Genomic DNA, 18961 nt, shown 5'->3' on the forward strand with positions numbered 1-18961 from the left:
CCATTCATAATTATGAACGCACGCAGCTCTTAATATAACGGAAACGAATGAATGTACCAATATTGCCATATATTAAACGACACTGGACGAGTCCATTTGCAGACCCATCATGCGTGTGATGACCTCCACCATCCGATCTGGTCCTATTTCTATTCCTTTTTCATAAGTATCAACCGCTAGATTCCAACGATTCACTTTTTGATTGGTCTTTAATAGACGAAGCAATTGTTTTTCAAATGGTTGATTCTGTTCTAATGTGAAGACAAGCTCTGATTTTGTTAAATAATGAAGGTTTATTTCCTCCTGACCAGGAAGAAAGGAATGTACGATAATCGGCAGTCTTTTTTTTATCGCTTCACTAACAGTCACGCCGCCAGGTTTCGTAACGATGGCATCTACTTGTTCGTATAGTGCATTCATTTCCGATCTTGACGATACATATGACAATGGTTGAATATGACTGCTATTCCAAGAAAGAATTTCATCATATAGCTTTTGATTCTTTCCACAAAGCACGATAAAATCAAAATACTCAGTACTTTTTAATGCATGAGACAATGTTAATATCCCACCAAGACCGCTATTACCTCCCGCAATTAAAATAATGGGGCGATTATTACACTTCTTGAAACGAACTGTTTTCGTAATTTCTTCGTGAACAGGGATCCCTGTTACAACCATACGGTGTTTAGGAACCTGGTTTTTCCTTATCAACTGTTCCTTTACTTCCTGACTAGGGAGAAAATGAAAGTCAATTCCCTCTCTTCCCCATACACTATTAATAAAAAAGTCTGTATACACATTGATAATCGGAACATGACATTTCCCTTGTTTCTTCAGCTGACTAAGAAGATAGGAAGGATACCCATGTGTACATACGATTAAATCAGGTCTTTCGTGCTTTAGCAATTGCTCCATTTTTTTCAAAAAGATAAGATTATACCACTTTATCAGTCGAGCATTCGCCCGTGTATCGTAGAAAAAATTTTTGTAGGCAAAGTTATACGTTTCTGGTGCATAGCGAATCCAGCTTAAATAACTGCTCGTCACCACCTTTTCTAAAGATTCATTCGTATAACTTATTAAGTCTATTTTTTTACATATAATTCCGTTCATACGGGCATGTAACATATCTATTAAAGCATCTGCTACTTGATGATGACCTGATTGCATGCGTAAAAGAGGCAAAAACAATATCTTCTTCATCTATTTCAGCTCCGATTCTATAAGAAATTCTTCACAACGATTCACTGAAAATCAGACATTCTTATTTTCAAACTTTTATAATGATCAGTCTACTTCATCTTTTGTTACATCCTATCACGATGTTGTAAACGTTTCTTACGTATATACTTCACCAACATATAAATGACAAAAATCGCTAAGAACAGAACCCCTAAATAAGGAACATAAACAGGATTAACATTAAACGTCTGCCCGATATAATACCCCGCCAAAATAAACGGAATAACCCAAAGAAGAGTGCCTAGTAGAGAAAACAGAAAAAATGCACCAAATGGAATTTTTGCGATGCCGGCAAAATACGGGCTCATTTGGCGAATACCCGGCATATAAAAACCGAATAGAATGGTTTTATAAGCATTTTTGGTATAATTATGTTGGACTTTCTCCCACCTTTCAGAAGTAATACCAACATACTTACCGTATTTATGAATAAAAGGATATCCGATATACCTCCCACATAGAAACGCCGTAAGCATGCCAATAAAAGTACCTAAAAGAGCACATAATACGGCCCAGCCAAATGAAAGTTGATGATGTACAATCAATACACCAATTAAAAAAAGAAGAGATTCTTCCGGAGCAGGAATCCCGACAATCCCAAAGAATAAAAACAGAAAAATAATCAAATATCCGTATAAATCAATATACTGTAAAATTGTTTCGCTATTCATGATATCCTCTTCATTTCATTTAACGTCATAAAGCGTATACCTTTTTCTTTACTTTCGTGTAAATATACCTCTAATTGTTCGAGCATATATCGCGGTGCTTCCTGATCAGCCCCTAACGTTTCCCCGCAGTCATGAAGCAGAAGAATCGAGCCGCGCTCTGTCGCTAATCGCAATTCATCGAGTAAAGTTTGCTGGCAGTTTTTCACTTTCCAATCTCCAAAAATATGCGACCACATAACAATATGGTAGTTTTTACTCAAAAATAGGGTAAACAAATTAAAATGTCCCCAAGGAGGTCGGTAAAACGCGACCTTCTCATTCGTACATTCCTTAATAGCTTGTTCCGTTACATATAACTGCCTTCTTAATATAAATGGAGGCATAAACCAGCTCGATCTATGCTGAAAGTGATGAATCCCAATCGTGTGTCCCTCCTGGTGCATCCGCTTCACAAGATCAGAATTACTTTTCACCTTGCTTCCTACGACAAAGAAAGAAGCCTTCACCTGATACTTTTTTAACAAATCTAATAATTGCGTTGTATATTCGGGGTTAGGGCCATCATCAAACGTTAAAGCAATCCGATTCTCGCCTTTCACTTTTTGAGTGATTCCCCATCCACATATGCGAATTATGACGGTCGGAATAATAGAGTAAAATAAGAACAATAAACATAACGTACAACTGATTATGACTACAATCTGCATTCCACGCATCCTTCCATCTTCAAAAAATCCACTTATATATTTCTACTAAAACTAACTTTCTAAATGTAGCACGATTCCCACCATTTTTTATACATTTTTTTGAAGAAGCATATAAAAAAAACTGATTAGCACGGAGCACTAATCAGCTTTTTTTGTATCTATGATTGTTGATTTGGTTTCAATATAGCTTGTAAAGAAAGCTTATCGCTACCATTTAACAGTAAATAAACAGACATTGCTAGAAACGCTAAATCTAATTCATATCCCGCCATTTGACCATTTCCTGCAAAGCCCACGCTTAATTTAACTGTGAAAATAGCTCCTAACATCACAACAGCGAACAAGGCTGCTACAATTCTTGTTCCAATCCCAAGAATCATCGCTATTCCCCCGACAACTTCAATAAGAGCTACAACATAAGCTGTAAATCCAGGAATACCAATGCTATCAAACCAACCAGCTGTGCCAGCAATTCCATCATTAAACTTGATAAAGCCGTGAATCAAAAAAGATACTCCCAACACGACACGTAAAATCAATGAACCTAGCTCATAATTTTTCTTCATTACGTAAATACTCCCCCTATTTATTACTTTAAATATATAAGTTACTTATAGTTAGTAAGTTTAAAATAATATTTTAATTGCGTCAAGTAAGTTTTTTATTTTCAATAATTTACCACAAAATAACTTTGTTAAATAAGAGTGTGACTAACAAATCCACAACATCCTATAACAGAGCCTAAAAAATAAAAAAGTTATTCCTTTATCGGAATAACTCTTCATACTAATTTCACAACTTTGTTTTATACTGTTTAGCACAAACAAAGAAATTTGAGGTGATACATAATGAATAAACAAGGATTTGGGCTGCTTATTTTGTTATTACTCAGCTTTTCCTTCCCAAGCTTCACTCTAGCACACTCACATGTGATTCAATCTACACCAGGAGAAGGTGAAATTTTAGATACACTTCCATCAACTGTTAGTGTAACGTTTAACGCTCCTATTCAAGCTGCGTTTTATTCTCTTGAAGTGTACAACGAATCTGGAGAACGAGTGGACGCCGATGAAAATGTACTAGAAGATAACGTACTAAAAAACAAACTTCCAAACGAAGTTGAAAATGGACCATATACATTAAAGTGGAAGGTTGTTTCTAAAGATGGTCACCCAACAGAAGGTTCTCTTTCTTTTGTTGTTGACGTTAAACCAGCCGAAAAACCAATTGAGAAAGAAGAAATTAAGCAAGAAGAAACGACTGTAGAAGAAAAGACACCTGTTGTAGAAGAAAAAGTACAACCAGAGAAGACTACACCAGAAATCGGTCACACTCTAACTCAAAGCTTATTATACGGAAGTCTATCGCTCTATATAGGAGTTTTATTCTTTCACTTAAAGTTATTGCCTAATACAGTATCTTTTCACATCAATAACCGAAGTAAGCTGCTATTATGGATTTCTTATGTTGGACTTACGCTCAGTATCCTGCTTAGTCTCCCATTACAAGCGCGGAGTATTTCTGGATCAATAAGTGATACTTTAACTCTTACAACCTTTGGTACAGTTTGGTTTGTAGAAATTGTATTACTGTTCTTTCTATTGTTAAGCACTTGGCTTTTACATAAAGCCTCAAGAAAATGGGCTGCTGCTTTAGTTATCCTATTACTTCTCAGTCTCATGCTGGCTAAATCATTTATCGGTCATACGATGATGGCTTCGATTCCAGCGGCCGCCATTACGATGAATTTCCTGCATCTAGCAGCTATGTCTTTATGGCTCGGTGGATTATTGGCGATTTGTTTAGTGTTACCGCGTGCTGCAAAACACGTAACCAATCCCGACGAGCGAAAAACAGTGTATTGGCAAGTATTGCACAACTTTTCGTCCTGGGCGCTCATTTTTGTTTCCGTGCTTTTAACGAGCGGAGTCTGCAGCAGTCTTCTTCATATCGATTCAATGGATTCCTTATTGACCACTCTTTATGGACAAGTATTACTTGCAAAAGTTGCATTAACACTTGCTATGATTCTGTTTGGAGCCTATCACTTTTTCCGAATCAAAGGAAAGAAAAAAACACTAGGACCTTCTGTGCTTATCGAATTTTGTTTTGGGATTATCGTTCTTGTGTTAGCTGCTATTCTAACGAATTTACCGACCGCTATATAATAAAGTGAAACTTCCATCAGTAGGGGATTTTCTTTCATCCCCCACTGATGGTTAGCCACGTTCTACGGTCACTAAGATTTCCGCTTCGCTTCAATTTCGCTTCAATCAAGTGACCGTACGAACCTGATTGGTAAAAGCTTACCTTTGAAAACCACAAAGGTAAGTTTCACTATATCTCACCAATCGGACCTTTACTACAAAAGCGAGGCGACTGTTCAGCCCCGACAAGCATAAGTTGAAATGCGGCGTGGCGCAGTTTGCCACAGAGCATGCCAGCTTATGACCTCGAGGGGCTAGGAGCCGCAACTAGATGAGGGCAGTTGTCCCCCACCAATCTTCTTTGTTTCCTCGTAAGCTTGAGGCAGGGGCTTACTGCCCGTTAAGTGTGGGATAAACGTTGAGCTGACTAGCTTTTTCGCTAGTCAGCTCTCTTTTTTGAAATTTTTTGTAAAATAGCCTATACATTTTCCAATTTAAGGTATATACTGTATTATAACAACATACAAATTATTAAACTGTACTACAAAAAGGAGGGGCGAGAAATGCAAGGGGAACAGTCAGTAGAGTTTTTCAAAAGCACAACTACGAAGCATTGTCCGGAATGTGGAGAAAGGATGAAAGTTCACTCACTAGACCATTTAATGGAGTGCGATCGCTGCCTTTCAAAACGAGCTGAATAAATACAATTACCTATATCTATGCAACCGTATGCGCCTGGTATATATGAACGGCCTTATATAAAAATTTTAGGAGGGCATCATCATGCAAACAAAAAAATCTGTAGAGTTTTTCAAAAGTATCCCGGCTAAACATTGTTCAGAATGTGGAGAAACTGTAGTGGAGCAAGCAGAATCTTATTTAATGGAATGTGATCGTTGCCTTTCGAAAATCGAAGAATAAATATAGGTACTTTTTGAAGTATACGAGATTTGTAAAAAATGATAATAGGGGGAATAATCATGCAAACAAAAAATCCAATGGAGTTCTTCCGTAACTTACCATCAAAACAATGTGCAGAATGCGGCCAACAAATTGAGGAACAACACGAATCATACCTAATGGAATGCGACCACTGCTTATCTAAAAAAGACGAATACTAATCAACAGAACCCTGGCCGCTAAAGCAGCCAGGGTTTTGTTTATCCACAAAGTTATACACATATTATCCACATCTGTGAATGTCACTGTGACACAACATACGCTTGGTATTTATCATAGTCGCTTTGTTTACATTCGAGTTGAATAAGGGTGCCATTTTCTTCATAGGTTGTTTCTATGACGTTGGCCTGTTCATTAAAATAGGAGATGATTTGCCCTTTGTCATACGGAATGAGCATGTGGCACTGAACATAATCTTGAAACAGCTGCTCTTTAATCATGCCAATCAGCTCATCCATGCCCATTCGCTTTTTCGCAGATAAATAAATTCGATCTCCTGCTACACGAGGAATTTCTCCCTCCGTCAAATCTGCCTTATTATAAGCAAAAATCGTTGGAATTTCCTTAATCCCAATTCCCTTTAACGTCTCATTCGTGATTTCTATCATCTGTTCATAATTTGGATTCGCGTAATCAACGACATGAATCAATAAATCCGCTTCCGCCACTTCCTCTAATGTAGAGCGAAAAGCTTTAACAAGATGATGCGGTAATTTGGATACAAACCCAACTGTATCTGTTAATAAAAATTCCTTCTTATCAGGTAAAGGAATATGACGAACTGATGTTTCTAGCGTTGCAAATAACATATCTTTTTCAAACACTTGCTTCTCATCAAAGTTCGGGTGAAACCGCTCAACAAACGCATTCATAAATGTTGACTTTCCAGCATTCGTATATCCAACAAGCGCTGCAACCGGCAGCCCCTTCTTCTTGCGTTGTTTTCGCTGTGTTTGTCGATGCGCAACAAGCTCCTCTAATTCTTTATTTAACATCGTTATTCTTTCTTCAATTCGGCGGCGATCTAACTCAACTTGTTTCTCACCTGATCCGCGGTTACTCGTGCCAACACCGCCACTTTGTCTTCCTAACGATTCACGTAAACCATTCAAACGCGGCAGCATATACCGAAGTTTGGCTACTTCAACTTGCAGCTGAGCCTCTTTCGTCTTTGCTCGCTTATCAAAAATATCAAGAATTAAAATCGTTCGATCAATAACCTTACATTCCAAGTCCTTTTCCAAATTACGAATTTGCGAGGGCGACAATTCATCATTAAACACGACTAGATTCGCATCCTGAGCATGGATTAACGCCTTCACTTCTTCCGTTTTTCCTGTACCTAAATAATGCGAGGGATTGATTCGCTGCAAATTTTGACTTAACTCGCCGACTACCTCTACTTCACAAGCTGCCGCTAAATTGGCCAGCTCCTCCATCGAATACTCAAAATCACGTTCATTATTCAAGTTCACGCCAACTAAAATCGCTCTTTGCTCTAATTCCTTCATATGTATCTCCCCCTTAAAGCAACAAATGTAGCCAAAGCTTATCATACGCATTTTCCTTTTACAATGTACGTTCAAAATATTAGAAAAACATGATTTGTCGCCTCTAATGGTGAAAGTCGATGTCGCATCTTTACTTTAAGGTTAAAGTACAAAAGCTGCAGAATTCCCGAAGAAATCCTGCAGCTTTTGTTAATCTTTTACACGTAATAATCGTAAACTATTCAGCATCACAATAAGTGTTGCTCCCATATCCGCAAAAATCGCCATCCAAAGTGTTAGCCAACCTGGTGCAATTAACAATAACGCGATCAGCTTAATAGCAAGCGAAAATGTAATATTTTGCTTAATAATTTGCAATGTTTTACGGCTTAGTTTAATTGTATAGGGTAACTTCGATAAATCATCGCCCATTAAAGCAATATCTGCTGTTTCAAGAGCTGTATCCGTTCCTGCCCCGCCCATTGCAATTCCAACCGTTGCGGATGCAAGAGCCGGTGCATCATTCACTCCATCGCCAACCATCGCTACTCGGCCATACGTTTCTTGTGTTTTCTTCATAAAAGCAAGCTTATCTTGCGGCAATAAATTAGCTTGAATCTCATGGACGCCAGCTATAGCTCCAATACTTTTCGCGGTGCCTTCATTATCACCTGTCAGCATAATCGTTTTTTCAATGCCCAGTGCATGAAGCTTGCGGATTGCTTCTTTACTACTCTCTCTTATTTCATCAGCTACTGCAATCAAAGCTAATATTTCTCCCTCTGTTCCAAGGACCATTACTGTTTTTCCCTCGTTTTGAAGCTGGCTAATTTGCTGCTTGATTTGAAGATCTATATTGTATGCAGCAAATAATTGAGGACTGCCAATGAAATATAGACAATTAGAAATGCTTCCTTTAATGCCTTTACCCGTAATCGATGTAAAATCTTCTACATGTACTGCATAATCATAAGCTCCCACCGCCTCTGCTTTTCGAACAATAGCTGATGCGAGCGGGTGCTGTGAACGATGCTCTAACGCTGCCGCAATCGTCCACACATCTTCTTCTTTCACATCTCGTGTTAATAAAACAAAGTCTGTAACTTCCGGTACTCCTTTTGTTAGCGTACCTGTTTTATCAAAAGCAATTGCTTTTAACGATCCAGTTTCCTCCAAATACACGCCACCTTTAATAAGAACACCATTTTTCGCTGCGTTCCCAATCGCTGTCACAATCGCAACAGGTGTCGAGATGACTAGTGCACAAGGGCAACCGACCACAAGAACCGCTAAGCCTCGATAAATCCATTCGCTCCAATCTCCACCTGCAAAAAGCGGCGGCACAAGAGCAATCGCTAGAGCAATCAGCATAATCGCGGGTGTATAATATTTTGCAAACTTATCGACAAACGCTTGGGAAGGTGCTTTTTCTGCTTGTGCCTCTTCCACAAGATGAATGATTTTCGCAAGTGTCGTATCTTCTACACGCTTCGTTACCTGAACTTCTAATAACCCTTCGCCGTTTAACGTTCCGGCAAACACTTCTCCATCGATTGTTTTAAAAATCGGCTCCGATTCACCTGTAATCGCTGCCTGATTCAACGTTGAAGCACCTTTTACAATCACTCCATCCATCGCAAGCTTTTGCCCTGGCTTGGCAATCATAATATCGCCAACTTCAATATCATCGACATGAATAAGCATTTCATGATGTCCTTTACGAATTAACGCTTCTTTTGGGGCAATATTCATAAGCGATTCAATAGAGTTTCGCGCTTTATCCATTGAATATTTCTCCAGCACTTCACTAATCGCAAACAAAATGACAACCGATGCACCTTCTCCCCATTCTCCAAGGAATGCCGCTCCAATAATGGCAACGGTCATCAATGTATGCATATCAAACTGAAGTCTGACTAAGTTTCTTAATCCGTTAATAAATAGAGTATAGCCACCCATCAAAATCGATGCTGCATAGCCTAGAACGGGTATGATATGACCTTCACCGTACTGTTTGCTAAGGAGCCATCCTAAAACAAGTAAAATGGCTGAAACCAATACTTTTATATTTTCTTTTTGCTTCCAAAATGATTCTTTTTTAGTAACCTGCTCTTTATCATCACGGAGTTTTAAATGATCGAATGCACCAGCTCTTTCTAAATCCTCAATTGTCGTTTCACCTTGCACAGAAATTTTGGAGGCGCCGAAGTTAAGTTTGGCATCTTCTACACCATCTAATTCTTTTACGTTTTTTTCAAATTTGGCTGCACAGCTTGTGCACGATAATCCTTGAATTCGGTAAGTTTTAGTCTGTGCTTCGCCCATCGACTTTCACCTCCTGCTGATGCTCTAAAGCAATCATCATTAATTGTTTAATATGGTCATCGTCTAAAGAATAGAAAGCTAGCTTCCCTTCTTTACGAAACTTCACAATCGCATGTTTTAATAAGGTCCTTAGATGATGGGAAGTGGTCGCCATTGAAGCACCGATAATATTGGAAATATCACACACACATAATTCGCCTTCCTGACTCAACAGATAGGCAATCTTGGCTCGATTCTCATCACCAATGACTTTAAACAACCTCGAGATACTTGCAATATCGACCGTACTCATTTCTTGCTGGACTCGATTCACTTTTGGTTCATCATAACTATAAACCTCACAATAATCCTTTGTATCAGCCATCTCCAACATCCCTCATTCAAATCTTTATTTGATTATAGACTACCACATCACACTCTATATTCAAATAGGCGTTTGAATGATTTTTCGTGAAATTTCTGAATATTTAAAGTTATCCACAATTTATTCACAATCCTAAATGTCACTGTGACTTTATTCTATTCTACACAAAAAAAGCAAACTCCATAATGGAGTTTGCTTTGCATAGGTTTTATTAAGCTTTTTGAACGTTAGCAGCTTGTGCTCCACGTTGTCCTTGCTCAACTTCGAAAGTCACGTCTTGACCTTCTTCTAAAGTTTTGAAACCTTCGCTTTGGATTGCTGAAAAGTGAACGAATACGTCATCTCCGTTTTCGCGCTCGATGAAACCGAAACCTTTTTCTGCATTAAACCATTTTACTTTACCTTGTTCCATTGTTGTTGCCTCCTGTGTGCATCTTATGCACATTATATTACTATCCTTGCCCTAGGTTTTCATCGAAACGAAAAGTTACACTTTAAGAATCCTTCAATACCGAACAAAAATAATTACTCCTATCATAACAGGATTTTACAACAAATGCAAACTAAATATCCACAAATATATACACAATTTGTCCACAATCACTCAAGTCACTGTGACACAGTTATAAAATCCCATAACTTTACTACTCCATACACACATAAAAAATTTATTTTTAAACATTCTATTATTGTAATTCAATACATTTTCAGGAGGATTTTTAGATGACTGTAATCAATCAAGTTCAACAAACATTAGCTGGATTAAAAAGTGCACAAGCAAGCTTTGAAACATTTGCTTTACAAACAGATAACCAACAAGCTAAGCAGCTGTATCAACAAGCAGCTCAACAAACGCAATCAATTGTTGATAGCCTTTCTCCACGCGTTCAACAAATTCAAGAAGAAGAGCCTCAATACAAACAACAATAAAATCGTAAGACACCTGAGGCTAGGTATTAAAATTTATAATTAAGAAAAGGTTGGTTGCTTCTAACCAACCTTTTCTTACAAATTGAAACCTCAGAATGAAAGAGGAGTCACAAAGTATGTCAAACAATAAAAAAAAGCTATTAACACCTGTACAACAACAATATCAAGAAATGCAATCACAACTTGAAACCAAAAGGCCCGTCTTCAAAAATTGTCTGAAAGCATTTTTGACAGGGGGCTCCATTTGTTTAATTGGGCAAGCAATCCAAATCTTTTATATCTATTATTTTGATTTCACAGAACAAACAGCGGGAAACCCTACTGCAGGAACACTCATCTTCATCGCGATGTTGCTCACAGGCTTTGGCGTATATGATCGAATTGGGCAATTTGGTGGTGCCGGCTCTGCCATCCCACTTACTGGATTCGGCAACGCTGTTATTTCTGCTGCTATTGAGCATCGAACAGAAGGGCTTGTGTTAGGTGTCGGAGGAAATATCTTTAAATTAGCCGGTTCCGTCATATTATTTGGCGTATTCTCTGCTTTTGTCGTAGCCTTCATCAAAACGATTTTAATACAGTGGGGTGGCTTATAATGTTACAAGGACATCGTACATGGGTTTTCGATCATAAGCCCGTCATTCTCTCCACAGGTACTGTCGGAGGTCCTTTTGAAGCAAACGGGGCGATCCCTAATGATTTCGATCTCTTACATTCAGATTTATGGCTTAATCAAGATTCCTATGAAAAAGCCCATAAAGTCCTATTTGAACAAGCTTGTTTACGCGCCATTGAAAAAGCTGAACTTCAAAAAGAACAAATCCAGTTTCTACTTGGGGGAGACTTAATCAATCAAATCACGCCAACAAGCTTTGCCTCCCGTACGATTGGCACCCCCTACTTCGGACTATTCGGTGCTTGCTCCACATCAATGGAAGGGTTAGCACTAGGAGCTTCCATCATTAATGCTAAGGGCGCAAAATATTTATTAACCGGGGCATCTAGTCATAACGCAGCCGTTGAAAAACAATTTCGATATCCGACAGAATATGGCGGCCAAAAACCGCCCACTGCCCAATGGACAGTAACGGGCGCAGGAGCTGCTGTACTTAGTGATACAGGAGACGGACCTTTCGTCACGTCAGCGACAATCGGGAGAGTCATTGATATGGGATTAACCGATCCATTTAATATGGGAGGTGCTATGGCCCCAGCTGCCGTTGATACAATTGAGGCTCATTTAAAAGATCGAAATATCGATCCCTCTTATTATGATTTGATTGTAACAGGAGACCTTGGAAAGATTGGCCATGAAGCGTCACTTGATTTATTTAAAAAGCATGGAACACCTATACAAGAAAATCAATATCAAGATTGCGGATTAATGATTTATCGAGAAGGACAACCCGTTTTATCAGGAGCGAGCGGTGCAGGTTGTTCTGCAACCGTTGTATATGGCCATTTATTAAACCGGATGAAACAGGGTGAATTTAAACGAATGTTAGTCGTCGCAACTGGAGCTCTACTCTCTCCGCTTACCTTTCAGCAAAGCGAAACAATTCCTTGTATCGCTCATGCAGTATCAATTGAATACGAAGGGGGAACCACCGTATGACTATCGCCTCAGAAGTTAAACAATGTCTTGCAAGTCTAAAAGGGATTGAAGCAAATTTATCTAGCTTAGCGATTCGATCTCAAGATAGTGAATCACAACGCACCTTCCATGAGACGATGCTTATTGTCAATGAAGTCGCGACAGATTTACAAAGGCGAGTGGGCGAATTAGAAAGAGAAGAATTTCAATATAAAGGTTTTTAGCTAACAAAACGGACTCTATGTTAGGAGGTGCAAATAAATGCCGGATTGGTTAAATATCGTTCTCCGATCTGTCTTTTTCCTAATTGTTCTTTTTTTAATTACGAAAGGGTTAGGAAAAAAACAAATCTCCCAGCTGTCTTTCTTCGAATATGTTAATGGTATTACAATTGGGAATATAGGTGCTGAAGTTGTTACTGGCTTGGACCAAAAAATTTCTTTAGGTGTTCTATCCATGCTAACTATTGCAGCACTTCCGTTTCTTGCTGGATTACTTTCGTTAAAAAGCAAACCCCTTCGTGACTTTATAGAAGGAAGAGGAACGGTTTTCATTAAAGATGGGAAAGTCTTAGAAGAAAATCTAAAAAAAGAACGATACACGACGGATGAATTATTAACATTGCTTCGAAAAAAAGATGTCTATCGAGTCGCCGATGTAGAGTTCGCTGTATTAGAGGCAACAGGCGACTTCAATGTTATGTTAAAAAAGGAACACCAGCCTTTAACACCGAAAGATTTGAATATGAAATTTCCAGCTGTTAAAGAACCACAAACAGTCATTATGGATGGTGAAGTATTAGATGAGCCATTAGCCCAAGCAGGTCGAAGCAGAGGTTGGTTACATACGGAGTTAGAAAAGTTAGGAGTAACAATTGAAAATGTCTTCCTTGGACAAGTCGACTCTTATGGGCAGATCACCATTGATTTATTTGATGATAAAATCCAAGTCCCCTCTCCACAAGAAATGCCATTATTATATGCAACACTAAAAAAATGCCAAGCAGACTTAGAACTATTTGCTCTTGGAACAAAAAATGCAGAAGCAAAAAAGATGTATAGTACAAATAGTAAAAAGATTCAAGAAGTAGTTGATAAAGTGGGATATATTTTAAAGGAATAAACTTAGCTCTAGCTTTATCAAGCTAGAGCTAAAATATTGATTACAATGAATATCAGCTATACCCATTCATATTTTTCGATTGCCAGTTCCATGAATCTGCGCACATTTCTTCGATTCCCCTTTTAGCTATCCATCCTAGATCAATTTTTGCCTTTAGAGGATTCGCATAACAGATTGCTATATCACCAGCTCTACGCTCAGCAAACTTATATGGAATCTTCCGTCCAGATACTTTTTCAAAAGCTGCGATTATTTCTAATACACTGTAACCAATACCTGTACCTAAATTATAGACTTCAATTCCTTTGGAAGTCATAGTCTTTTCCAAAGCTTTCATATGCCCCTTAGCTAAGTCGACAATATGAATATAATCTCTTACACCCGTGCCATCTACTGTAGGATAGTCATTTCCAAAGACCGTTAACTCTTTTAACTTCCCTACTGCCACCTGAGTAACATAAGGCATTAGATTGTTCGGTATACCGCTCGGATCTTCACCAATCTTTCCACTTGGATGTGCTCCAATAGGATTAAAATAACGTAATATAACGATACTCCAATTATGATTAGAAATATAGTAATCCCTCAACACTTCTTCAACCATTAATTTCGTTCTCCCATAAGGATTAGTTGCTCCAAGTGAAAAATCCTCTGAAATCGGAACTTTTTTAGGAATACCGTAAACCGTAGCCGATGAACTGAATACCATTTTCTTAACATTGTATTTGTCCATAACCTCACAAAGCACAAGAGTTCCTATAAGATTATTTTTATAATATTGAAGAGGATTTTGAACAGATTCTCCTACCACTTTCAAACCAGCAAGGTGAATGACTCCTTCAATTGTATTCTCAGAAAAGACCAAATCTAATTTTTCTTGTTCAAGAATATCAATCTGATAAAATTTCATATCCTTTCCTGTTATAGCTTTTACCCGTTTTATAGATTCAAAGCTGCTGTTAGAGAGATTATCGACAACGACTACTTCATAGCCATGTTGAAGAAGTTCAACACATATATGGCTACCAATATACCCTGCACCACCTGTAACTAAAATAGTCATTTAGATCACCCAAATTATGAATTTTTACTCAAAGTTGTACATACCTAAATTAGTGTTGTTCGATTGTATGGGATTAATAAAATTTTGCGTTATTTTCGACAGCTGTAATAATATGAGGAGGTAATTCTTTGATTTTAGATTGAAGACGTTTCAGGGCAGCGCGGCCCAAGTGGCGTTTACTTTCGTTATAATAAGCACATATAGAAATTTCATAATCAAAGAGATAATCATAAACATGATAATCTACAAAAAGAATATCGTCTTTCGGGAAAGGAATTTCTTTTCCCTGTAAAGCATACATTAATCCTATGCTATGTTTTGACTTACTTCGATACATTCTAGCAAGAGCATATAAAGGTTCGGCTCGGCTCGGTCTGTACACCCAAGCATTTTGAAAAGAAACAGTAGCCAAAGCAAAGAATTCTTCTTCCTGACGTTTTAAATCATCTATTATGGAAGAATCACTTTCTTCCATCCGTTTATACGCAGCAATATCGGCTAACCGTTCATAACACATACCTATTTGTAATAGTGCATAAAATACTTCTTCTTGCCATCCACCGGCTTCGACTCTTTTCCTATACCATTTAATCGCCTCTTCAGGTTCATCAAGGCAATGATATGTTTGGGCTAAATAAAACATATACCGAGGTTTTAAATCTTGAGGAGTTGTTGGATCATTAACTCCTTCTAATAATAATCGCTTATCTCGTTCGAATTTATCAGCCCTGCTTCCTCCATCTGCTTGATCATAAATCATCAAACCATCCAACTTCCCTACAGTACCTACATGCATAGGTCGCTCAAGAGCTAACTTCTCCCGATCCAAATCCCAATATTCGTGTGTCACCCCAACAGATCTCCAGGGTAGAGATGTTTTCAAAAGACGAGTTAACCAAAATTTTATGTGACCGTCAGATTGTGGCGTAAGATATTGATCGTCATTTAAACCACGCTTAGTAAAATGAGGTTCTATCGTTAAAATCATATCGGCATCGAGCAATAATAAATAATCTGCTTCCGGATAAGTCTTTTGCGCAAGCGAAGCCGCTAAACTTCGATTGTAGCCAAAATTTTTAAACGTCTCATGATGCACAGTACCAGGTATATGATTCTTCTCACACCATTCTTCAATGATGTCAGGTGTATGGTCAGTGGAGCCTGTATCACAAATCGAAACATAATCAATAATCGGTTTAGCTGCATCTAAACATCTTTCAATAATTTTCGATTCATTTTTTACAATCATGCATAGACATAATTTTCTTTCTGGCTCTATCGGTGTCTTTTTTGACTTACTTTTTTTCATTTATGATTTGATCCTCCTCGACTTTAAATAGGTTTACATATACTTATGTCCCATAGGTTCATTCGTTTATCCTATGCCTTCATCCCCTATATTGACTAAAGCATTCGCGGAGGTCTTTGTAATTTATGTTTAAGTTATAGGAGCTCACGCATCATTTCAAAAAGCCATCGCTGGAACATAATAAAGCCAAGCAATATTGGACAAATGATTCAAAAGGGAAAAGTAATGAGGAATTTTTCAACAAATGCTTTATTAAAATTCTAGTTGATTCTGAATGATTTCCATTAGGGTTGGACGTATACTGCCAGAGGACTGTAGTAAAGTTCGTTCTAATTGCTCGATATTCATCAATAAATGGGACACTTCGTCATTGGAGGGAATAGCAATGACAATATTAGGATGATTGGTAGGCTTTATTTTTTCATTCTCGTAAAATAAAGTTTCGTTTAATTTCTCACCTGGTCGAATGCCTGTATATTGAATAGGAATATCTACACCTGGTTCATAACCGGATAAACGGATTAAGTTCTTTGCTAAATCTTCAATCTTTACCGGTTTACCCATATCTAACACAAATACTTCTCCACCTTCCGACAAAGCCCCTGCTTCCAATACTAGTTGAACCGCTTCTGGAATGGTCATAAAATAACGCACCATATCAGGATGTGTAATCGTAACTGGCCCACCAGATTCTATTTGGTGTTTGAAAATGGGAATGACACTGCCACGACTTTCTAAAACATTCCCAAATCGTACAATTGAAAATTTAGTTGAACTTTCTTTCGAATAATATTGAATAATCATTTCTCCTATTCTTTTCGTCATGCCCATTATATTTACAGGGTGAACGGCTTTATCTGTGGAAATTAATACAAAACGTTCAACACCAAATTTGTCAGATGCTTGCGCCACAATTTTTGTTCCAAAAATATTGTTTTGAACAGCTGCTCTTTCGTTTAATTCCATTAACGGAACATGTTTATGGGCTGCTGCATGAAATACAATATGTGGACGATATTGCCTAAATGCTTGTTCAATAAGGTGGTGATCTTGAATATCCGTAATAACCAAATTCGTTTTTACATGAGGAAGTTTTTCTTTTATCCTTAACCCGATGTTAAAGATACTGTTTTCCCCATGACCTAGCAAAGTAAGCGACTTCGGTTCACATTGCGCAACTTGCATAGCCAGTTCACTACCAATCGATCCCCCAGCTCCCGTGATTAGTACACACTTATTGAAGAGGTATTCCTTTAATCGTTCTGTCGGTTGGATAATTTCTCTTCCAATTAGATCCTTTAAATTAATATCACAAGTTTCACGAAAGGATATTTGCCCTTTTATCACTTTCTCTATTGGAGGTAATATTCTTACATTTGCCTTTGTTTTTTTACAAACATTCACTATTTCACGAATTTCAGATTGATGAACAGAAGGCATGGCAATGATTATATCCGTTATTTTATTTTGATTTACAACATTTTTGATATCGGCTCGTTCTCCTAACACCGGTATTCCTAGTATTTGAAGGTTTTGTTTTTTAGGGTCGTCATCAATGAAACCAATAGGCGTATAATCCAATTCTTTTGTTGATATAATTTGATTGACCACCCTTGTTCCTGCAACACCCGCACCGATGATTAATGCTCTTTTATGAGAATGGTTTCGGACAGACCGCCATTGATGTTTTGTAATTAAAAACACACGAAAACCGCTGATGACCAGAATGGAACAAAGACATAAGAAGAGCATCAAAGTAAATGACCATTGTGTATTTAAGAAAAACAAATAATAAATCAAGTACAGCAAGTTAGCAATAATTAAAGAATTCACCACAGTAAGTATTTCCCGAACCCCAGCGTAACGCCATAATGTTCTATAAGTCTTCCATATCAATAGAAAGAAATAACAAGTAAATATATATATAAACAGCGAACTCATTATTAGAAGGCTAAATCTTATTTCCTCCCCTTGTATGACCAATAATGATAAAAAACAGGTTACGCTTAGTAAGATTATGTCAATGAAAGATAATAATATAATCCGTAAATGATAATATTTCATAATTCTCTAAACCGACCTTTATATCTCTTAGATGTACATATACTATTCAGAATTACATTTTCTGTATGGACTTTTTATGTATTTTCAGAAACAAGGAGTATAAATAATAGTTCTATTAAAAACTAAACAATAAAAAGGGTAATCGAAAGGACGTTTAACGACCTTTTAGATTACCCTCTAATTTTTATAAAGGATGTTATTTATCTAATCGTTTAAGTGAGACGATGAACTGACCAAACAATACCAGCTGCATCGGCTCCACCTAAATCAAGCGAAACTGTTAAACCATCTGCTTCATAGAATAGTCCAACGACATCTCCTGCATTTAGTTGAACGTCACCTGTTAATGTTACTGTTCCATCTCCAAGAATTGTTCTTAAACTCAATACTGCTAAAATATTCACATTTAATATTGGTACCAATCCAGTTATAAGATCAGTTGTTACTGGAGCAGTTCTACGAATGACGAATGAAGGATTTATACCTGCACCTAAAGCTACACTTATAGCCGCAGTTGTTGAGTAGTTAATAGTCACTTCGAAAGCATATCTTCCTGTTGCAGGTACTGCAAAGTTCCCAGTAACCGGATCAAATGCTGCCGATGAGAAATAAGGGTCTGTTACAGTCCAGGCGCCAATTTGAGTACTTGCAGCAGTAGTTAAAGCAGTATTAAAAGCCGAGAATCCATCAGCTAGAAGATTAGGTCCTGTTGCTCCTGTTGCTCCCGCTGTTCCCGCTGCCCCTGTTGCCCCTGTTGCTCCTGTTGGGCCTGTGTTTCCTGTTGGACCTGTATTCCCTGTTGGACCTGTGTCTCCTGTTGGGCCTGTATTTCCTGTTGCTCCTGCTACTCCTGTGTCTCCTGTCGGGCCTGTGTTTCCTGTGTTACCCGTTGGACCTGTGTTACCCGTTGGACCTGTGTTTCCTGTTGGGCCTGTATTTCCTGTTGGGCCTGTATTTCCTGTTGCCCCTG

At 37.9% G+C, this 18961-nt stretch carries 20 protein-coding genes and 1 pseudogene; 9 read left to right on the forward strand and 12 right to left on the reverse strand.

What is annotated here, in order from left to right:
* Positions 1–72: 72 nt before the first annotated feature.
* The 4 genes from ACE199_RS20775 to ACE199_RS20790 all read right to left on the reverse strand — a co-directional run bounded on the left by ACE199_RS20775 (position 73) and on the right by ACE199_RS20790 (position 3189).
* On the reverse strand, positions 73–1206 hold the full coding sequence (locus ACE199_RS20775; protein WP_375351438.1) for an MGDG synthase family glycosyltransferase: 1134 nt from the start codon (positions 1204–1206) through the stop codon (positions 73–75).
* A 104-nt stretch (positions 1207–1310) separates the two neighbouring features.
* Positions 1311–1916 carry a DedA family protein gene (locus ACE199_RS20780; protein ID WP_127758765.1) on the reverse strand — a complete coding sequence of 202 codons (606 nt, stop codon included), beginning with the start codon at positions 1914–1916 and terminating at the stop codon, positions 1311–1313.
* Positions 1913–2623, reverse strand: a complete 711-nt coding sequence (locus tag ACE199_RS20785; RefSeq protein WP_375351439.1) for a polysaccharide deacetylase family protein — start codon at positions 2621–2623, stop codon at positions 1913–1915. The genes ACE199_RS20780 and ACE199_RS20785 overlap by 4 nt, the downstream gene beginning before the upstream one ends.
* A gap of 158 nt (positions 2624–2781) precedes the next feature.
* Entirely contained in the window at positions 2782–3189 is a 408-nt protein-coding gene (locus ACE199_RS20790) for a DoxX family protein (RefSeq protein ID WP_375351440.1), read from the reverse strand.
* Positions 3190–3471: 282 nt separating this feature from the next.
* On the opposite strand from ACE199_RS20790, the gene ACE199_RS20795 reads away from it, so the two are divergent.
* The 4 genes from ACE199_RS20795 (at position 3472) to yhfH (ACE199_RS20810) (ending at position 5891) form a co-directional block, all read left to right on the forward strand.
* On the forward strand, positions 3472–4791 hold the full coding sequence (locus tag ACE199_RS20795; protein ID WP_375351441.1) for a copper resistance CopC/CopD family protein: 1320 nt from the start codon (positions 3472–3474) through the stop codon (positions 4789–4791).
* 542 nt (positions 4792–5333) lie between these two features.
* Positions 5334–5471 (forward strand): protein YhfH, encoded by a 138-nt coding sequence (gene yhfH / locus ACE199_RS20800; RefSeq protein WP_375351442.1) that lies wholly within the window; start codon positions 5334–5336, stop codon positions 5469–5471.
* An 82-nt stretch (positions 5472–5553) separates the two neighbouring features.
* Positions 5554–5691 carry a protein YhfH gene (gene yhfH / locus ACE199_RS20805; RefSeq protein WP_119117513.1) on the forward strand — a complete coding sequence of 46 codons (138 nt, stop codon included), beginning with the start codon at positions 5554–5556 and terminating at the stop codon, positions 5689–5691.
* A 59-nt stretch (positions 5692–5750) separates the two neighbouring features.
* A complete protein-coding gene (gene yhfH, locus ACE199_RS20810; RefSeq protein ID WP_127758760.1) occupies positions 5751–5891 on the forward strand; it encodes a protein YhfH in 141 nt (46 codons plus the stop codon).
* A gap of 81 nt (positions 5892–5972) precedes the next feature.
* Here the strand turns inward: yhfH (ACE199_RS20810) and hflX are convergent, their stop codons facing one another.
* The 4 genes from hflX to ACE199_RS20830 form a co-directional block, all read right to left on the reverse strand.
* On the reverse strand, positions 5973–7241 hold the full coding sequence (gene hflX, locus ACE199_RS20815; RefSeq protein ID WP_375351443.1) for a GTPase HflX: 1269 nt from the start codon (positions 7239–7241) through the stop codon (positions 5973–5975).
* 189 nt (positions 7242–7430) lie between these two features.
* Complete coding sequence (locus ACE199_RS20820) at positions 7431–9545, reverse strand: heavy metal translocating P-type ATPase (protein WP_375351444.1); 2115 nt, start codon at positions 9543–9545, stop codon at positions 7431–7433.
* A complete protein-coding gene (locus tag ACE199_RS20825) occupies positions 9526–9909 on the reverse strand; it encodes an ArsR/SmtB family transcription factor (RefSeq protein ID WP_119117517.1) in 384 nt (127 codons plus the stop codon). Before ACE199_RS20825 ends, ACE199_RS20820 begins: the two co-directional genes overlap by 20 nt.
* Before the next feature lie 211 nt (positions 9910–10120).
* Positions 10121–10321, reverse strand: a complete 201-nt coding sequence (locus tag ACE199_RS20830) for a cold-shock protein (protein ID WP_119117518.1) — start codon at positions 10319–10321, stop codon at positions 10121–10123.
* A 311-nt stretch (positions 10322–10632) separates the two neighbouring features.
* On the opposite strand from ACE199_RS20830, the gene ACE199_RS20835 reads away from it, so the two are divergent.
* The 5 genes from ACE199_RS20835 (at position 10633) to ACE199_RS20855 (ending at position 13555) form a co-directional block, all read left to right on the forward strand.
* Entirely contained in the window at positions 10633–10839 is a 207-nt protein-coding gene (locus ACE199_RS20835; protein ID WP_375351445.1) for a DUF1657 domain-containing protein, read from the forward strand.
* Between the two features lie 116 nt (positions 10840–10955).
* Positions 10956–11435: a stage V sporulation protein AC gene (spoVAC, locus tag ACE199_RS20840; protein WP_375351446.1), complete on the forward strand. Its 480-nt coding sequence runs from the start codon at positions 10956–10958 to the stop codon at positions 11433–11435.
* On the forward strand, positions 11435–12454 hold the full coding sequence (gene spoVAD, locus ACE199_RS20845; RefSeq protein WP_375351447.1) for a stage V sporulation protein AD: 1020 nt from the start codon (positions 11435–11437) through the stop codon (positions 12452–12454). The genes spoVAC and spoVAD overlap by 1 nt, the downstream gene beginning before the upstream one ends.
* Positions 12451–12657, forward strand: a complete 207-nt coding sequence (locus ACE199_RS20850) for a DUF1657 domain-containing protein (protein WP_375351448.1) — start codon at positions 12451–12453, stop codon at positions 12655–12657. The genes spoVAD and ACE199_RS20850 overlap by 4 nt, the downstream gene beginning before the upstream one ends.
* A gap of 37 nt (positions 12658–12694) precedes the next feature.
* Positions 12695–13555 carry a DUF421 domain-containing protein gene (locus tag ACE199_RS20855; protein ID WP_375351449.1) on the forward strand — a complete coding sequence of 287 codons (861 nt, stop codon included), beginning with the start codon at positions 12695–12697 and terminating at the stop codon, positions 13553–13555.
* 52 nt (positions 13556–13607) lie between these two features.
* Here ACE199_RS20855 and galE read toward each other — a convergent pair whose 3' ends face one another.
* The 4 genes and pseudogenes from galE to ACE199_RS20875 form a co-directional block, all read right to left on the reverse strand.
* Positions 13608–14618 carry a UDP-glucose 4-epimerase GalE gene (gene galE, locus ACE199_RS20860; protein WP_375351450.1) on the reverse strand — a complete coding sequence of 337 codons (1011 nt, stop codon included), beginning with the start codon at positions 14616–14618 and terminating at the stop codon, positions 13608–13610.
* 73 nt (positions 14619–14691) lie between these two features.
* Positions 14692–15927: a tetratricopeptide repeat-containing glycosyltransferase gene (locus ACE199_RS20865; protein ID WP_375351451.1), complete on the reverse strand. Its 1236-nt coding sequence runs from the start codon at positions 15925–15927 to the stop codon at positions 14692–14694.
* 252 nt (positions 15928–16179) lie between these two features.
* A complete protein-coding gene (locus ACE199_RS20870) occupies positions 16180–17991 on the reverse strand; it encodes a polysaccharide biosynthesis protein (RefSeq protein ID WP_375351453.1) in 1812 nt (603 codons plus the stop codon).
* A gap of 212 nt (positions 17992–18203) precedes the next feature.
* Positions 18204–18961: pseudogene (locus tag ACE199_RS20875) on the reverse strand (collagen-like protein); the annotation flags it as partial.

The organism is Peribacillus sp. Hz7, assembly GCF_042136355.1.
In the GTDB taxonomy this organism is placed as follows: domain Bacteria; phylum Bacillota; class Bacilli; order Bacillales; family DSM-1321; genus Peribacillus; species Peribacillus asahii_A.

Excerpts from the sequence above, each read along its gene's own strand:
- yhfH (WP_375351442.1), top strand. The coding sequence starts at position 5,334 with ATGCAAGGGGAACAGTCAGTAGAGTTTTTCAAAAGCACAACTACGAAG.
- galE (WP_375351450.1), bottom strand. The coding sequence starts at position 14,618 with ATGACTATTTTAGTTACAGGTGGTGCAGGGTATATTGGTAGCCATATA.
- yhfH (WP_119117513.1), top strand. The coding sequence starts at position 5,554 with ATGCAAACAAAAAAATCTGTAGAGTTTTTCAAAAGTATCCCGGCTAAA.
- hflX (WP_375351443.1), bottom strand. The coding sequence starts at position 7,241 with ATGAAGGAATTAGAGCAAAGAGCGATTTTAGTTGGCGTGAACTTGAAT.
- ACE199_RS20850 (WP_375351448.1), top strand. The coding sequence starts at position 12,451 with ATGACTATCGCCTCAGAAGTTAAACAATGTCTTGCAAGTCTAAAAGGG.
- spoVAC (WP_375351446.1), top strand. The coding sequence starts at position 10,956 with ATGTCAAACAATAAAAAAAAGCTATTAACACCTGTACAACAACAATAT.
- ACE199_RS20835 (WP_375351445.1), top strand. The coding sequence starts at position 10,633 with ATGACTGTAATCAATCAAGTTCAACAAACATTAGCTGGATTAAAAAGT.
- ACE199_RS20780 (WP_127758765.1), bottom strand. The coding sequence starts at position 1,916 with ATGAATAGCGAAACAATTTTACAGTATATTGATTTATACGGATATTTG.
- ACE199_RS20790 (WP_375351440.1), bottom strand. The coding sequence starts at position 3,189 with ATGAAGAAAAATTATGAGCTAGGTTCATTGATTTTACGTGTCGTGTTG.
- spoVAD (WP_375351447.1), top strand. The coding sequence starts at position 11,435 with ATGTTACAAGGACATCGTACATGGGTTTTCGATCATAAGCCCGTCATT.
- ACE199_RS20820 (WP_375351444.1), bottom strand. The coding sequence starts at position 9,545 with ATGGGCGAAGCACAGACTAAAACTTACCGAATTCAAGGATTATCGTGC.
- yhfH (WP_127758760.1), top strand. The coding sequence starts at position 5,751 with ATGCAAACAAAAAATCCAATGGAGTTCTTCCGTAACTTACCATCAAAA.
- ACE199_RS20830 (WP_119117518.1), bottom strand. The coding sequence starts at position 10,321 with ATGGAACAAGGTAAAGTAAAATGGTTTAATGCAGAAAAAGGTTTCGGT.
- ACE199_RS20870 (WP_375351453.1), bottom strand. The coding sequence starts at position 17,991 with ATGAAATATTATCATTTACGGATTATATTATTATCTTTCATTGACATA.
- ACE199_RS20855 (WP_375351449.1), top strand. The coding sequence starts at position 12,695 with ATGCCGGATTGGTTAAATATCGTTCTCCGATCTGTCTTTTTCCTAATT.
- ACE199_RS20785 (WP_375351439.1), bottom strand. The coding sequence starts at position 2,623 with ATGCAGATTGTAGTCATAATCAGTTGTACGTTATGTTTATTGTTCTTA.
- ACE199_RS20775 (WP_375351438.1), bottom strand. The coding sequence starts at position 1,206 with ATGAAGAAGATATTGTTTTTGCCTCTTTTACGCATGCAATCAGGTCAT.
- ACE199_RS20825 (WP_119117517.1), bottom strand. The coding sequence starts at position 9,909 with ATGGCTGATACAAAGGATTATTGTGAGGTTTATAGTTATGATGAACCA.
- ACE199_RS20865 (WP_375351451.1), bottom strand. The coding sequence starts at position 15,927 with ATGAAAAAAAGTAAGTCAAAAAAGACACCGATAGAGCCAGAAAGAAAA.
- ACE199_RS20795 (WP_375351441.1), top strand. The coding sequence starts at position 3,472 with ATGAATAAACAAGGATTTGGGCTGCTTATTTTGTTATTACTCAGCTTT.